The sequence below is a fragment of the Pseudomonas sp. FBCC-B545 genome (assembly GCF_059134095.1).
The window spans coordinates 6,043,928-6,058,281 of sequence record NZ_CP101441.1 but is presented as its reverse complement, the minus strand read 5'-3'; the positions used below and the strand labels follow the sequence as shown (position 1 = coordinate 6,058,281).

The following is a 14,354-nucleotide window of genomic DNA, read 5'->3' as shown; positions in this document are numbered from 1 at the left end:
TGAATTTTAATTTTAGAGCGACATCGCGTCAGGTTCCTTTGTTTTTGGTTTGATATCTTTTTGAAAATTGTAGGGGTTGAATTCTTAAAAAAATTTATTTTTACCTGTTTGATTGTTTCTAAGCAGGTGGTTAGGAAATTGGGACATCCATGAAGAAGGTGAGGGGGGCGAGAAGGAGAATAGCGGAGAATAGGGGTCAGACCACGGTTTTGCGTTTTTTAGTGTATCGGTTCATGGAAGAATAGTGGTCTGACCCCTATTTTGCAGCTTATGTAGGCGTCATTGATGATGGTGTTATTGATCGAATCTTGCTGGAAGGACTGCTCGTCCCGTGGCGAAATCATATCAAAGGGAAAAGTTGAGCTGGTGCAAAGATAAGAAAAGGGCATAGATTTATTTTGATTCGAGATCGCATAAAAACCAATCAATGGTTGAAGGGAACCATACATAATGACTGATGAAACAAAAAAAGGATTTTGGCGTTGGGGTTTTGCATTGTTGTTTGTTGGTATAGCGGCGGTCTTGATAAAACAAGCAACAGAAGAAACGCCTGAGCCTAGCAAACCAACCTTCCTTAGTGACTTGATAATCGTCACCGCGCGAACGCAAGCGCGTAATCGGAAGGTTGACGAAAATACAGAGCTTGTTCGTATGGAGGCGACTAACAGTCATACTATAACAGTTTATTATTCTTTATTGAATTATGATTCTGATGTTTCTAGTTTTAACTTGGAAGTTACCAAGTCAGCAGTCGTAAATATTTTTTGTGATCCAAAAAACTTTGAAAAACAATCCATATTTTCGCTGGGCGGTACTTACGTTTATGTTTTTGGTAGCAAAAATGTAAAAGAAATTGGCCGATTTGAATTTAACAAAAAGAATTGTGAAGGTTCTTTGTAAACGCTTGGTCATCGAGGCGGAGCAGTGCGAAAGGGCAGGTTTATTTAGCCTTTACCCTCCCCGCACGAGGCCAAAGCGGGCGACACAAAGGCCGCCCGATTTTCACTCAGGACGGATCGGCATTAAGCCTACGACTGATGACATCCAGCAAATCGCACCCATCGCGCAGCGGAATGGCCAGCAAGTGGGCGAAGTCTGAAAGCACTACGGCATCGCTGCTGAGTTGTTCGCGAAAGGCCAGATTTTCCAGCAGTTGGGTGACGGCCCGAATGCGGTGCACGGCGGCGTCGTGGAGGACGTCGAGAGGTGCCTGGGTGTCGATGATCAGGGCTGGGATGGTGCAATCGTGGCCGGTTAGGGGTATGTATCTATTCATACTGAACACTCTGTTTTTGGTGGCTGAGGCCACCACTCAATCGTCGCCAAACGAATGGGTGGCAGCTGTACGCAGGTTGGCGAACCGGCAACAGAGTAAACCGGCAGACCCGAAGGTCTCCCGCGCACAGCCGCCATAACGAGCACAGCTTTGCGGGTGCAAAAACACCTGAAGGGGAATAGGGGTCAGACCACGTTTTTGCGTTTTTTAGAGTTCAGCAGAGTTGCTCTTTAAAAATATGATTTATTTTTTGTAATTATTCTATTTGGTTGGCCTGTTGATGGGCGGCTAAGCTGTAAACTCTTATCCAGTTAGGAGGTTATATGGCTCGCCGTCCTAGGGTTTTACTGCCGGGTATCCCGTTGCATATAATACAGCGGGGAAACAATCGGTCTGCGTGTTTTTATTCAGATGAAGACTACATTTTTTACATTGATACATTAGCCGTGCTTGCTCAATTGTATGGCTGCAAAATTCACGCATTGTGCTTGATGACAAATCACGTTCATTTGTTGTTGACTCCCACCTGCTGCGCAGGGGCTGGCCTACTTATGCAGGGGCTGGGGCAGCGCTAAGTTCAATATGTCAATCGAACATATCAACGAACGGGTACATTGTGGGAAGGCCGTTTCCGCTCCTGTTTGGTTCAACAAGAAAACTATGTTTTAGCTTGCTATCGATATATCGAAATGAATCCGGTCAGAGCGGGTATGGTTACTCATCCGGGCGACTATCGCTGGACCAGCTATAGGGCAAACGCACAGGGCGAGCTATCAGGCTTTATAAGTCCGCATGCGGTTTATAGCGAGTTAGGTAGCGGCACCGCGCAGCGAGCCGAAGCTTACCGATCTATATTCAAGGATCGGCTTTCATCTGGACTGATAGAACAAATTCGATCTTCTACAAACGGCAATTACGTTTTGGGCGATCAGAAGTTTGCGTCCGAGATCGCGGAGATATTAGGTAAAAGAGTTTCACCGGGTGCGTCAGGACGCCCGAAAAGTGTGAGTTAAAAGAATAGAAGAGTAGTGGTCTGACCCCTATTTTTCACTATTTTTCAATCCGCCTACAGGCGCAGAATTGAAGAGTTGGAAATAATGTACACACAAAATGATCTTGCTAATGATCTTGAAAAAAAATTATCCGCAGGGTTCGACGTGTTTAGGATTTCTAAATTTGCGTTTGAAATTTATCAGCGTCATGGATTAGAGATCACTCCTCCGATGGATCGAATACTTCTTTCATTGATGGCAATGGAAGAAGGGGAAGAGTTTGAGCTGACAGAAACTGAATTTTTAGATTTGCTCTCAGCGCTTAGAGTTATGGATTGACAGAGCTCAAAATGCAGAAAAGGGGACGAGAAAAGGGGACTGAAATGAGATATTACTTAATGCGACAAGATGTAACTGTTTGCGATAGGTGGGTGCTTGGAGATGTACATCATGTAGATAACTGGTATTTCAGTAATCCTCCAGTTAATTTTATGGAGCCAGGCATATATACTCTCGATGTAAGATTCGACGGTAAAGAAGTTGATTATTCCCTCGCTGGATACGCCAGTGTTCCTGTTTTAAGCGAGAGCGCAAAAAATTCGCTCGCCGGTTTGCCAGAGATAGACGAACCTTATCAACGTGTCGTTTTTGAGCCGGTTAAGATAAATAATAAAGTGGTTTGCCAGAGCTATTTTTTGATGATTATAGAAACGCAAGTCGATTGCGTGGATGAAAAGCGCTCTCGCTATAAAAAGTTTGAGGTAGATGATCCTGTTAGGCCAGATATGGCCGGCAACCATCGTGCTTTCTACAATTTGGTGGTTGACCCGGGCAGGGTCGGATCAAGTCATATATTTAGACTTAAAAAATATTTGGGTGCGGTCATAGTAAGTGAAGAAGTGAAGCGGCGATTTATGGCGGCTGGTGTTGTCGGCGTACTGTTTGATTCTGTTAATGGTGATCAAGAAACCGTTACCTAGTTAGTCAGATAGTTGGGGAAGGGCGGCGAATTTATTTAGTTCGTAGTGGTAGTACAAAGGCTGTTGAGTAAATCTGCCCCCCTTTTGTTGCTTTTGTTCGATAGGGAAGAATAGGGGTCGAAGAATAGGGGTCAGACCACGTTTTTGCGCTTTTGAGCGAAGAATAGGAGAATAGGGGTCAGACCACGTTTTTGCGTTTTTTAGAGTTCAGCAGAGTTGCTCTTTAAAAATATGATTTATTTTTTTTAATTATTCTATTTGGTTGGCCTGTTGATGGGCGGCTAAGCTATAAACTCTTATCCAGTTAGGAGGTTATATAGCTCGCCGTCCTAGGGTTTTACTGCCGGGTATCCCGTTGCATATAATGCAGCGGGGAAACAATCGGTCTGCGTGTTTTTATTCAGATGAAGACTACATTTTTTACATTGATACATTAGCCGTGCTTGCTCAATTGTATGGCTGTAAAATTCACGCATTGTGCTTGATGACAAATCACGTTCATTTGTTGTTGACTCCCACCTGCTGCGCAGGGGCTGGCCTACTTATGCAGGGGCTGGGGCAGCGCTATGTTTAATATGTCAATCGAACATATCAACGAACGGGCACATTGTGGGAAGGCCGTTTCCGCTCCTGTTTGGTTCAACAAGAAAACTATGTTTTAGCTTGCTATCGATATATCGAAATGAATCCGGTCAGAGCGGGTATGGTGACTCATCCGGGCGACTATCGCTGGACCAGCTATAGGGCAAACGCACAGGGCGAGCTATCAGGCTTTATAAGTCCGCATGCGGTTTATAGCGAGTTAGGTAGCGGCACCGCGCAGCGAGCCGAAGCTTACCGATCTATATTCAAGGATCGGCTTCCATCTGTACTGATAGAACAAATTCGATCTTCTACAAACGGCAATTACGTTTTGGGCGATCAGAAGTTTGCGTCCGAGATCGCGGAGATATTAGGTAAAAGAGTTTCACCGGGTGCGTCAGGACGCCCAAAAAGTGTGAGTTAAAAGAGTAGAAGAATAGTGGTCTGACCCCTATTTTCTTGATAATAATGACGGTCCAGAGCGAGGAAAAATAACAAGATGGGATAATAGCTCCGGTCATTATCAGCCACCTGCTACCCTAAAGGCTAACTCTGGGTTACCGGAAAACTCATTTAATCCAAGGAAATAGTTTGGTATGGATTCAAGATTGATATCACTCTGTAAAGAGTTGGCGAAAATGACTTCTGATCAGGCGGCAGCTTGGATATTGAGCCGGTACCCGCTTGCTTCAGATAATTGGGGTGAAGCTTTATTACTCCTTCCTCATAGATCTTGGAAAAAACCAGAGCAGAAACGTTTAGCGGATTATTATTTTAAGAAAATTCCGTTCTCTAGCGCTAGAGGATATGAAGCGTTCGCGTCAATTATGTCAGTTAAGTTAATGGTTGCATGCATTAACGATGCTTTGCCCAAAGATCCTAGCAGGCTCGAGTTATTGTTTTATCATCTTGTCCCAGTGCTTAAGCGTTTTGCAAAGAATGATGCAGATCGAAAAATTATTGAGGCTTTCCTTTCGGCTTTTTCGATAAGTTTGCCAAAAGATAATTGAGAACAAAAAAATGCGGTTTGTTTGATCTTGCTAAAGAGGGAATAGGGGGCAGACCACGTTTTTGCGTTTTTTAGAGTTCAGCAGAGTTGCTCTTTAAAAATATGATTTATTTTTTGTAATTATTCTATTTGGTTGGCCTGTTGATGGGCAGCTAAGCTGTAAACTCTTATCCAGTTAGGAGGTTATATGGCTCGCCGTCCTAGGGTTTTACTGCCGGGTATCCCGTTGCATATAATACAGCGGGGAAACAATCGGTCTGCGTGTTTTTATTCAGATGAAGACTACATTTTTTACATTGATACATTAGCCGTGCTTGCTCAATTGTACGGCTGTAAAATTCACGCATTGTGCTTGATGACAAATCACGTTCATTTGTTGTTGACTCCCACCTGCTGCGCAGGGGCTGGCCTAATTATGCAGGGGCTGGGGCAGCGCTATGTTCAATATGTCAATCGAACATATCAACGAACGGGCACATTGTGGGAAGGCCGTTTCCGCTCCTGTTTGGTTCAACAAGAAAACTATGTTTTAGCTTGCTATCGATATATCGAAATGAATCCGGTAAGAGCGGGTATGGTTACTCATCCGGGCGACTATCGCTGGACCAGCTATAGGGCAAACGCACAGGGCGAGCTATCAGGCTTTATAAGTCCGCATGCGGTTTATAGCGAGTTAGGTAGCGGCACCGCGCAGCGAGCCGAAGCTTACCGATCTATATTCAAGGATCGGCTTTCATCTGGATTGATAGAACAAATTCGATCTTCTACCAACGGCAATTACGTTTTGGGCGATCAGAAGTTTGCGTCCGAGATCGCGGAGATATTAGGTAAAAGAGTTTCACCGGGTGCGTCAGGACGCCCGAAAAGTGTGAGTTAAAAGAATAGAAGAATAGTGGTTTGACCCCTATTTCGAGTCTAACTCAAGCCCAATAGAGCGTGGTTTATGTCTTAGTACGTAGCTAAGAAATTTGCTGGCTTCATTGATCTGTTTGCTATCCATAGTCATTGACCTTGTCAGAATGATAATTTGTCTATATTTAAAGTGGCAATTTGTTTAATATATTTCTGTCGCGAGCAGGGCTGTCGTGTCGGGCCATAAGTTCCCGGTTTTTGATAAGCTTACAAGAATTACGTTCTTTAAAAATCAATTTTTATTTTTGTCTGCTTGGATTTTTAAGTAGGGCGGTTACCAGATAACCGCCAGCGTCGGGTGTGTATTCCAAACGCGTAGAGCGGCATCAGCTCATTGCTTGGATCTGTTTGCCCAGCCAATGACCATAAAAACAATGCCGGGAATCCAGAACCCGGGATTTGCAATAGCCAAGCCGATAGAAATGAATGAAACACCGATCACAAACATGGGTTGCTTGAACACGCCTTGCATACCTAGAACTCCTTTCCGATAGACCGTTATTTAAACATGGTATCGCTCATCATCGTCAAGTGCCCACGGGTCGCGTATACCTCTGGCGGAGGGGACGCCAGACGTTCTCCCCGTACCCTATGACTTTGCAGCAATGTTTGCCCGGCTCATCGGGTAACGGCGAGTTTCTCCAACCACGCCCAGAGTTCACCCAAAAATTGATCGATAGCGAAGTTGACAATGACTCGACCTGATGAAACCAACCCTCAGGAATAAACAAGAGCTCACCGGCATGCAATACGATATCCAAGAACCGTACCGAGCCTGCACCTGGGAAACGATCAAGGTCAGGTGCCTGGGGATCGACATCACACCCTTCCAGGCCGCCGTCAGGCGAAGTGCACCACGTGCCCAGTGGGGAATAGGTGGTGGGAATAGGGGTCAGACCAAGGTTTAGAAAAATAGTGGTCTGGCCCCTATTTTTCTATGAGAGGCAAGTCATGCTGAGAAAAATTTTATTTAAAGTGTGAGGCCTAGAACCGTGCAATGAAAGCGGGCTGAATAATGGGCTGAGAGGAAGTAAACGGAGAAAAGGGGGGGGCGTATTTATTTTAATTTGAGATAGTAGTATAAAGCCTATTAAACAAATGTGCCCCTTTATTCTAGTAATGCACGAGAAAAAGAAGTGATCAAGCCAAAGTCCAGATTGCAAGCATTTTCATTGTTGCTGATTTATGTGGTTTTGTTGTTTCTGTCGATGGGGGTCGTTGCAAAGTTTGTGGGGGCGCTGGTTAATTATTCAAAGGTTGGAGTTTGGAATTTTGGTTGGGCTGATATCGCAGATCTTTTTCCGGGTGTTTTCGCTTATGCGATCCCTGTTGGGGTGGGGATTTGGATGCTGTCATGGTTGAAAAAACGTAAAGAGAGTAAGATTAAAGGTTGAAAGGTAAAGGGCATAGATTTATTTTGATTCGAGATCGCAGAAAAACCAATCGATGGTTGAAGGGAGCTATACATAATGACAGAGGAATCAAAAAAAAGGATTTTGGCGCTGGGGTTTTGCACTGTTGTTTGTTGGTATAGCAGCGGTCTTGATAAAACAAGCAACAGAAGAAACGCCTGAGCCTAGCAAACGAGCTTTCCTTAGTGACTTGATAATCATCACCGCGCAGACGCATGCCCGTAATTGGAAGGTTGACGAAAATACTGAAATTTTCCGTATGGAGGCAACTAATAGCCATACAATAACGATTTATTATTCTTTGTTAAATTATGATTCTGATGGTTCTGGCTTTGACTTAGACGCTACTAAGTCAGCAGTTATAAAGATTTTTTGTGATCCGAAAAATTTTCAAGAGCAATCCATTTTTTTGCTGGGCGGTACTTACGTTTATGTTTTTGGTAGCAAAAATGTAAAAGAAATTAGCCGGTTCGAATTCAACAAACAAAGTTGTGAAGGTTCTTTGTAAGCTATTGGTCATCGAGGCGGAGCAGTGCGAGAGGGCAGATTTATTTAGCCTTTACCCTCCCCGCACGAGGCCAAAGCGGGCGACACTACGGCCGCCCGATTTTCACTCAGGACGGATCGGCATTAAGCCTGCGACTGATGACATCCAGCAAATCACACCCATCGCGCAGCGGAATGGCCAGCAAGTGGGCGAAGTCTGAAAGCACTACGGCATCGCTGCTGAGTTGTTCGCGGAAGGCCAGGTTTTCCAGCAGTTGGGTGACGGCCCGAATGCGGTGCACGGCGGCGTCGTGAAGGACGTCGAGAGGTGCCTGGGTGTCGATGATCAGGGCTGGGACGCTGCAGTCGTGGCCGGTGAGGGGGATGTATCGATTCATCATTAAGCTCTCTATTGATTATTGAGGGCTCGTTCTTCGGGTCGCCAAACCCGGCCGCCTTTTGGGCGACCGCCGGACTATAAGCCCCTCACCCAAAACCGCGCAAGGCATCACCGCAATGGCACCCCCCGTCACGCAATGGCATCCATCGTGAAGCGTCTTCCCCTTGGGCTTTGAACATTTCGTATATCCCAGTGTCTTTACCCCGCCCACCCGCAATCGGTCGGGCTGCATGGACTGCAGCGTTTTCAATAACATTAAGGATTAATGTGAACCTCTCCCCTTTACGGCCCCCTTTCTGCCACCGCTCGCGGTGCATTGGCTCGCGCCCGGAATTTGCAGGGGCGCCCGGGGGGCCTCATTCGGATCGATTGATCCTTTCGCACAGCATACCTACTACCGCCGGGCGTATTGGCGGCTTTGACTGTAGTTCATGGAGTTTGAAATGAAGCGTAAGCAGTTCCAGAAAAGCCTGTTGGCAATCATGGTCGGCGCCATCAGCACGCAGGTGCTGGCGATCGAGTTCGACCTGGGTCAGGGTAAGAATATTTGGGCCAGTGAGTCGTTCAATGAGCCGGTGACCATCACCGGTCAGTTTTCCCGCGTGGTCGACACCAGCACCACCGACCCCGCCGGCCTGGGATTTGCCAATACCCAAATTCAAGGCTCGCTGATCAATCGCGCCGACATCACGCTGGACTCGCAAGGCCGCACCATCCGTGCGATCGCCATCGACCCGATGTTCTGGACCGGCCCGACCGGTTTGGCCCCGAGCACTGTCACCGGGGATGTGGTTCAGGCAGGCAACGTGCTGATGCGCAACGGCGCCTATGAAGGGCTTGAGATCGGCCCCACCACCATTGGTGGCAGCCTTATCAACTCAGGCACCATTCGCTCCACGCCTCCGGTGGGTACCGTGACGACGCCCGGCTACCTGGGCGGCGGTGAAGGTATTTACCTGCACGGCACCACCATTGCGGGTGACGTATCCAACACCGGTGTGATCGACATGGCCGGCCCGGGCGCGATTGGGTTGATCCTTGACGTCAACGGCGACACGCCGACCACCATCGGCGGCAAAATCCTCAACTCGGGCTCGATTACCGCCACAGGCGAAGGCGCTTGGGGTGTGGAAGTGGAAACCGACACCAGCCCCCTGCGTATTGAAAACAGTGGCCTGATTTCTGCCAATGGCGATGAGGCCAAAGGGCTGTTTCTCTACGGCGGCACCTTTGATTACATCCTCAACACCGGCACCATTGAAGCCAAGGGCGCGTCTGCCAATGCCTTCGATCTTTCCGGCGCCAGCTTTGCGCAGAACAGCGCCACGGGCGCACGCGGCATCGTCAACCGCGGCCTCATCGCGGCGGACGGTACTGCGATCCATGTGGATACGGCCGAGCAGGTTGCGAGCTTTGAAATCAACCAGCAAGCCGGCGAAATCCGCAGTAACAGCGGTATCGCCGTCGACGCCAACAACCTTGCCAGCCTGAACTGGACCGGTGGCAAAATCACCGGCGACCTGCTCAACCTCAGCGCCGTCAACATCGGCGGTCAGGCAGGTTTCAGCGGTAGCCGTATCATCGCCCCGGTGTCGGTCAACTCGGGTTCGCTGAACCTCTCCGCACCTGGCACCGCCATCACCGGCGATCTCAATGTGGCCAGTGGCGCGGGCATTGATATGCACCTGGCCGACAGTGTGGTGCCGACCACGCCGTACCTCACCGTTAACGGCACCGCCAACCTGGCCCAGGCTTCCAAGCTGACAGTCAGCGCCAACCCGGGCGACTTCGCGGCGCCTAAAGCCGGCACGCAATACACCTTGCTGCAAGCCACCAGCGTGCAGAACAACGGTGTGGCCGTCGCCAGCGCGTCGTCGTTGCTGAACGTGCTCAGCTACTCGGCCGATGCGCAGACGGTCAAGGCCGTGGTGGCGGTGAAAAGCGATCAGCAGGTGCAGCAGGAGTTGGCGGGTGTGAGTGCGGGTGCGTCGGCTGCAACCGCGGTCAACGTGTTGAAAAACGATGTGCTCGGTCAACTCAACCAGAACGACCCGGTGTTCCAGAGCCTGGCCAACGCCGGGACTGCACAACAACTGGCGCAGCTCGCCGACCAGCTCACGCCGGACGTCAACCGTGGCGCCCTCGACGTGGCCCTGTCGGGGCAAACCGTGGTCAACGGTGCGATCTTCAACCGCCTCACCGACCAGCGTGAAAGCCATCAGGTCGGCGGTGTGTGGGTGCAGGGCCTGAGCAGCAACATGGATCAGGACGGCCGTGGCGGCAATAACGGTTACTCGGCCAATAGCAGCGGTATGGCAGTGGGTGTGGACGGTCGCTTGAACGACACCACCACCCTGGGCGTGGCCTACAGCTACCTGAATTCGAACATTCATTCGGACCTGGGCAACAAGACCGACGTCGAAGGCCACGCGTTGTCGCTGTACGGCAACTGGGCGCTGCAGAACTGGTTCGTCGATGGCAGCCTCAGCTACGGCCATAACGAGAACGACAGCAAGCGCCACGTCGCGGGCACTACGGCCAAGGGCAGTTACGACAGCAATGTGTTGTCGGCCAGCGTGATCGGCGGCTACAGCTTCAAGCCGACCCAGGCGGTGGTGATCGAGCCGCGTGTGGCTGCACGTTATGCCAACGTGCGCATGGATGGGTTTACCGAGAAAGGTTCGTCGGCGGCCTTGAGCACGGCTTCGCAGCGTTATGAAGTGGGCGAGTTGGGTGCCGGTGTGCGTTTGGCAGCCAACCTGCCGCTGAGCGCCGGTACGCTGCAACCGGAAGCGACCTTGATGGCCTATCACGATTTGATGGGTGACCGCGTGGCGCAAACCTCCAACTTCGTGGCTGGTGGTTCGGCGTTCACCGTCACCGGTGCGTCGGTGGCGCGTGACAGCTACGAGGCCAGTGTGGGTGTGAACTACCAGGTGTCGGACTTCACCGTCGGCGCCAGCTACACCCGCCAGGCACGTAGCGGTTTCGATGCGGACGGCGTGATGCTCAAGGCGCGCTACGCCTTCTAAGCAACACCGCAAAACAAAGTGTGGGAGGGGGCTTGCTCCCGATAGCTGTGAATCAGTCAATGATGTGTTGGCTGACTCACCGCCATCGGGGGCAAGCCCCCTCCCACATTGGGTTTGTGTGATCCGCAGCGTTCGGGTCGGGGCAACTTGCGCTGGCTCAGCCCGTATACGTTGAGCGTGACGCTCTGATACGAGTGTGGGAGGGGGCTTGCTCCCGATAGCGGTGGACCAGCCAATGGATATGTTGACTGACTCACCGCCATCGGGGGCAAGCCCCCTCCCACATTGGGTTTGTGTGAATCCGCAACGTTCGGGTCGGGGCAACTTGCGCTGGCTCGGCCCGCTTACGTAGGGCGCGACGCTCTGATACCAGTGTGGGAGGGGCTTGCTCCCGATAGCGGTGGTCCAGCCAATGGATATGTTGACTGACTCACCGCCATCGGGAGCAAGGCCCCTTCCACATTGGGTTTGTGTGAATCCGCAGCGTTCGGGTCGGGGCAACTTGCGCTGGCTCAGCCCGCCTACGTAGGGCGTGACGTTCTGATACCAGTGTGGGAGGGGGCTTGCTCCCGATAGCGGTAGTCCAGCCAATGGATATGTTGACTGACTCACCGCCATCGGGGGCAAGCCCCCTCCCACATTAGATTTGTGTGAATCCGCAGCGTTCGGCACGGGGCAACTTGCGCTGGCTCAGCCCGCCTACGTAGGGCGTGACGCTCTGATACCAGTGTGGGAGGGGGCTTGCTCCCCGATAGCTGTGAATCAGTCAATGATGTGTTGGCTGACTCACCGCCATCGGGGGCAAGCCCCCTCCCACATTGGGTTTGTGTGAATCCGCAGCGTTCGGGTCGGGGCAACTTACGCTGGCTCAGCCTGCTTACGTAGGGCGTGACGCTCTGATACCAGTGTGGGAGGGGGCTTGCTCCCGATAGCGGTGGACCAGCCAATGGATATGTTGACTGACTCACCGCCATCGGGGGCAAGCCCCCTCCCACATTAGATTTGTGTGGATCCGCAGCGTTCGGCACGGGGCAACTTGCGCTGGCTCAGCCCGCTTACGTAGGGCGCGACGCTCTGATACCAGTGTGGGAGGGGGCTTGCTCCCCGATAGCTGTGAATCAGTCAATGATGTGTTGGCTGACTCACCGCCATCGGGGGCAAGCCCCCTCCCACATTGGGTTTGTGTGAATCCGCAGCGTTCGGGTCGGGGCAACTTGCGCTGGCTCAGCCCGCCTACGTAGGGCGTGACGCTCTGATATCTGTGTGGGAGGGGGCTTGCTCCCGATAGCGGTGGACCAGCCAATGGATATGTTGACTGACTCGCCACCATCGGGAGCGCGCGCCCTCTCACATTGGGTTTGTGTTGGATTTCACTACTCGGGCCGAAACATCTTGAGAACCGCTCTCAACCCCGTAAAATGCCGCAGCCGTTGCATCACAGTCTTTCAGGGAAGAATTCAGGCCAGCGTATTGTCAGGCTGCCTAACTCCTTGGAAAACCCGGCAACGCTGATTTCCTCACCCAAGGAGCACCCTGTGAAGACACTGTCCAAAATCCTGCTGTCGGGCCTCACCGCCGCGGCGCTGTTGACCGTGGCCGGTTGCGCCACCGAGAGCAACCGCGCGATGCCGGTGGAGCAAGTCGCCAGCGCCCACGTGGCCTATTCCGGCGTGCGTGTGCCGATTGCTGTGGGCAAGTTCGACAACCGCTCCAGCTACATGCGCGGCATCTTCTCCGATGGTGTCGACCGTCTCGGCGGCCAGGCCAAGACCATCCTCATCACCCACTTGCAGCAGACCAATCGCTTCAGCGTGCTGGACCGCGACAACATGGGCGAGATCTCCCAGGAAGCCAAGATCAAAGGCACCGCGCAGAAGCTCAAGGGCGCTGACTACGTGGTAACCGGCGATGTGACCGAGTTCGGCCGCAAAGAAACCGGCGACCGCCAGCTGTTCGGCATCCTCGGCCGTGGCAAGACCCAAGTGGCCTACGCCAAAGTCGCGTTGAACATCGTCAACATCAACACCTCTGAAGTGGTGTATTCCACCCAGGGCGCGGGTGAGTACGCACTGTCCAACCGTGAAGTGGTCGGCTTCGGCGGCACCGCCAGCTACGACTCCACCCTCAATGGCAAGGTCCTCGACCTGGCCATGCGCGAAGCGATCAACCGCCTGGTCGACGGCATCAACGCCGGCGCCTGGAACCCGCGTAACTGATCAGCAACACCTCAAGGAGCAGTACACGGATGAGCAAGGCAGTTAAGTTGGCGCTGATGCTGACAGCAATCGCGACGGTAGCCGGGTGCCAGACGGCGCCCCAGCCCCTGTATCAATGGGAAAGCTACCAGCCGCAGGTTTACGAGTACTTCAAGGGCGAGCCCAAGGAAGCGCAGGTGGAAGCACTGGAGCGCGACCTGCAGAAGATCAACGCCAGTGGCCGCAAGGCCCCACCGGGTTACCACGCGCACCTGGGCATGCTGTACATGAACATGGGCAAGGATGACCAGATGGTGCAGGAGTTTCGCACCGAAAAGGCCCTGTTCCCTGAGTCCGCTGCGTACATGGACTTTCTGCTGAAAAACGCCAAAGCCGGAGTGGCCACCAAATGAGCCTGTTAAAACTTACCGGCGCCTTGCTGGCCCTGGCGTTGCTCGGCGGTTGTGCGGCGCCCAAGACGGTCGACTACTCGGCGTACAAACAGGCGCGGCCCAAGTCGATCCTGGTACTGCCGCCGATCAACGAGTCGCCGGAAGTGCAGGCGTCCTACAGCCTGGTGTCGCAAGTCACCTACCCGTTGGCCGAAGCCGGCTACTACGTGCTGCCGATTGCCCTGGTGGACGAAACCTTCCGCCAGAACGGCCTGACCACCGCCAATGATATCCAGGCGGTACTGCCCGCCAAGCTGCATGACATCTTCGGTGCCGACGCGGCGCTGTACATCACCGTCAGTGAGTACGGTACCAAGTACATGCTGATCTCCAGCGACACCTCGGTGACGGCCTCGGCCAAACTGGTGGACCTGCGCACCGGCACCACCTTGTGGACCGGTACTGCACGGGCCTCCAGCGAGGAGGGCAACAACAACGGCGGCGGTCTGGTGGGCATGTTGATCACGGCGGCGGTCAAGCAGGTGATCAACAGCTCTACCGATGCGGCGCATCCGATTGCCGGTATCACCAGTGCACGCCTGCTGTCGGCAGGGCAACGCACCGGGCTTCTGTACGGCCCGCGTAACCCCAAGTACGGCACGGACTGATCAGCGGCAACCGGTAAA

16 protein-coding genes and 2 pseudogenes are annotated in these 14,354 nt (G+C 52.1%); 13 read left to right on the top strand and 5 right to left on the bottom strand.

The genetic code is table 11. The annotated features are described in order from the left end of the window. Positions 1 to 450 precede the first annotated feature (450 nt). Positions 451 to 900: a hypothetical protein gene (locus tag NMB39_RS27875; protein ID WP_306956781.1), complete on the top strand. Its 450-nt coding sequence runs from the start codon at positions 451 to 453 to the stop codon at positions 898 to 900. A gap of 106 nt (positions 901 to 1,006) precedes the next feature. Here the strand turns inward: NMB39_RS27875 and NMB39_RS27870 are convergent, their stop codons facing one another. After that, positions 1,007 to 1,264, bottom strand: coding sequence for a hypothetical protein (locus NMB39_RS27870; protein ID WP_057725484.1), 258 nt, complete (start codon positions 1,262 to 1,264; stop codon positions 1,007 to 1,009). 335 nt (positions 1,265 to 1,599) lie between these two features. On the opposite strand from NMB39_RS27870, the gene NMB39_RS27865 reads away from it, so the two are divergent. The 6 genes from NMB39_RS27865 (at position 1,600) to NMB39_RS27840 (ending at position 5,716) form a co-directional block, all read left to right on the top strand. Next, positions 1,600 to 1,851 (top strand): transposase, encoded by a 252-nt coding sequence (locus NMB39_RS27865; RefSeq protein WP_494339783.1) that lies wholly within the window; start codon positions 1,600 to 1,602, stop codon positions 1,849 to 1,851. A 522-nt stretch (positions 1,852 to 2,373) separates the two neighbouring features. Next, a complete protein-coding gene (locus tag NMB39_RS27860) occupies positions 2,374 to 2,607 on the top strand; it encodes a hypothetical protein (protein WP_306956783.1) in 234 nt (77 codons plus the stop codon). Positions 2,608 to 2,651: 44 nt separating this feature from the next. Beyond that, positions 2,652 to 3,248, top strand: a complete 597-nt coding sequence (locus tag NMB39_RS27855; RefSeq protein WP_306956784.1) for an imm11 family protein — start codon at positions 2,652 to 2,654, stop codon at positions 3,246 to 3,248. Between the two features lie 364 nt (positions 3,249 to 3,612). After that, a complete protein-coding gene (locus NMB39_RS27850) occupies positions 3,613 to 3,822 on the top strand; it encodes a transposase (RefSeq protein ID WP_233518739.1) in 210 nt (69 codons plus the stop codon). A gap of 646 nt (positions 3,823 to 4,468) precedes the next feature. Next, positions 4,469 to 4,840 (top strand): hypothetical protein, encoded by a 372-nt coding sequence (locus tag NMB39_RS27845; protein ID WP_306956785.1) that lies wholly within the window; start codon positions 4,469 to 4,471, stop codon positions 4,838 to 4,840. A 186-nt stretch (positions 4,841 to 5,026) separates the two neighbouring features. Next, positions 5,027 to 5,716 (top strand): transposase, encoded by a 690-nt coding sequence (locus NMB39_RS27840; RefSeq protein WP_494339784.1) that lies wholly within the window; start codon positions 5,027 to 5,029, stop codon positions 5,714 to 5,716. Between the two features lie 30 nt (positions 5,717 to 5,746). Here the strand turns inward: NMB39_RS27840 and NMB39_RS27835 are convergent. From NMB39_RS27835 to NMB39_RS27825, 3 genes and pseudogenes are all read right to left on the bottom strand, one after another. Continuing rightward, positions 5,747 to 5,839, bottom strand: a pseudogene (locus NMB39_RS27835) (RNA 2'-phosphotransferase); the annotation flags it as partial. Between the two features lie 243 nt (positions 5,840 to 6,082). Continuing rightward, complete coding sequence (locus tag NMB39_RS27830; RefSeq protein ID WP_306956786.1) at positions 6,083 to 6,223, bottom strand: hypothetical protein; 141 nt, start codon at positions 6,221 to 6,223, stop codon at positions 6,083 to 6,085. Positions 6,224 to 6,392: 169 nt separating this feature from the next. Further along, positions 6,393 to 6,617, bottom strand: a pseudogene (locus tag NMB39_RS27825) (cupin-like domain-containing protein); the annotation flags it as partial. 270 nt (positions 6,618 to 6,887) lie between these two features. Here NMB39_RS27825 and NMB39_RS27820 point away from each other — a divergent pair. Together NMB39_RS27820 and NMB39_RS27815 are read left to right on the top strand one after the other, a co-directional pair. Beyond that, positions 6,888 to 7,145 (top strand): hypothetical protein, encoded by a 258-nt coding sequence (locus NMB39_RS27820; RefSeq protein WP_306956787.1) that lies wholly within the window; start codon positions 6,888 to 6,890, stop codon positions 7,143 to 7,145. Between the two features lie 124 nt (positions 7,146 to 7,269). Further along, complete coding sequence (locus NMB39_RS27815) at positions 7,270 to 7,671, top strand: hypothetical protein (RefSeq protein WP_306956788.1); 402 nt, start codon at positions 7,270 to 7,272, stop codon at positions 7,669 to 7,671. Positions 7,672 to 7,777: 106 nt separating this feature from the next. Here the strand turns inward: NMB39_RS27815 and NMB39_RS27810 are convergent, their stop codons facing one another. Next, entirely contained in the window at positions 7,778 to 8,035 is a 258-nt protein-coding gene (locus tag NMB39_RS27810; protein ID WP_306958601.1) for a hypothetical protein, read from the bottom strand. Between the two features lie 457 nt (positions 8,036 to 8,492). On the opposite strand from NMB39_RS27810, the gene NMB39_RS27805 reads away from it, so the two are divergent. The 4 genes from NMB39_RS27805 (at position 8,493) to NMB39_RS27790 (ending at position 14,336) form a co-directional block, all read left to right on the top strand. Further along, on the top strand, positions 8,493 to 11,081 hold the full coding sequence (locus NMB39_RS27805) for an autotransporter family protein (RefSeq protein ID WP_494339785.1): 2,589 nt from the start codon (positions 8,493 to 8,495) through the stop codon (positions 11,079 to 11,081). A 1,535-nt stretch (positions 11,082 to 12,616) separates the two neighbouring features. Then, on the top strand, positions 12,617 to 13,297 hold the full coding sequence (locus tag NMB39_RS27800; RefSeq protein ID WP_057025555.1) for a CsgG/HfaB family protein: 681 nt from the start codon (positions 12,617 to 12,619) through the stop codon (positions 13,295 to 13,297). 29 nt (positions 13,298 to 13,326) lie between these two features. Beyond that, a complete protein-coding gene (locus NMB39_RS27795; protein WP_046070345.1) occupies positions 13,327 to 13,689 on the top strand; it encodes a DUF4810 domain-containing protein in 363 nt (120 codons plus the stop codon). Then, the gene (locus tag NMB39_RS27790) at positions 13,686 to 14,336 is read left to right on the top strand and encodes a DUF799 domain-containing protein (protein ID WP_046070346.1); all 651 of its coding nucleotides are present in this window, start codon (positions 13,686 to 13,688) and stop codon (positions 14,334 to 14,336) included. Before NMB39_RS27795 ends, NMB39_RS27790 begins: the two co-directional genes overlap by 4 nt. Positions 14,337 to 14,354: the final 18 nt, after the last annotated feature.

What these genes read in the sequence shown, in the direction of transcription:
- NMB39_RS27875 (WP_306956781.1), top strand. Translation starts at nt 451, where the DNA reads ATGACTGATGAAACAAAAAAAGGATTTTGGCGTTGGGGTTTTGCATTG.
- NMB39_RS27865 (WP_494339783.1), top strand. Translation starts at nt 1,600, where the DNA reads ATGGCTCGCCGTCCTAGGGTTTTACTGCCGGGTATCCCGTTGCATATA.
- NMB39_RS27860 (WP_306956783.1), top strand. Translation starts at nt 2,374, where the DNA reads ATGTACACACAAAATGATCTTGCTAATGATCTTGAAAAAAAATTATCC.
- NMB39_RS27855 (WP_306956784.1), top strand. Translation starts at nt 2,652, where the DNA reads ATGAGATATTACTTAATGCGACAAGATGTAACTGTTTGCGATAGGTGG.
- NMB39_RS27850 (WP_233518739.1), top strand. Translation starts at nt 3,613, where the DNA reads ATGCAGCGGGGAAACAATCGGTCTGCGTGTTTTTATTCAGATGAAGAC.
- NMB39_RS27845 (WP_306956785.1), top strand. Translation starts at nt 4,469, where the DNA reads ATGACTTCTGATCAGGCGGCAGCTTGGATATTGAGCCGGTACCCGCTT.
- NMB39_RS27840 (WP_494339784.1), top strand. Translation starts at nt 5,027, where the DNA reads ATGGCTCGCCGTCCTAGGGTTTTACTGCCGGGTATCCCGTTGCATATA.
- NMB39_RS27830 (WP_306956786.1), bottom strand. Translation starts at nt 6,223, where the DNA reads ATGCAAGGCGTGTTCAAGCAACCCATGTTTGTGATCGGTGTTTCATTC.
- NMB39_RS27805 (WP_494339785.1), top strand. Translation starts at nt 8,493, where the DNA reads ATGAAGCGTAAGCAGTTCCAGAAAAGCCTGTTGGCAATCATGGTCGGC.
- NMB39_RS27795 (WP_046070345.1), top strand. Translation starts at nt 13,327, where the DNA reads ATGAGCAAGGCAGTTAAGTTGGCGCTGATGCTGACAGCAATCGCGACG.
- NMB39_RS27790 (WP_046070346.1), top strand. Translation starts at nt 13,686, where the DNA reads ATGAGCCTGTTAAAACTTACCGGCGCCTTGCTGGCCCTGGCGTTGCTC.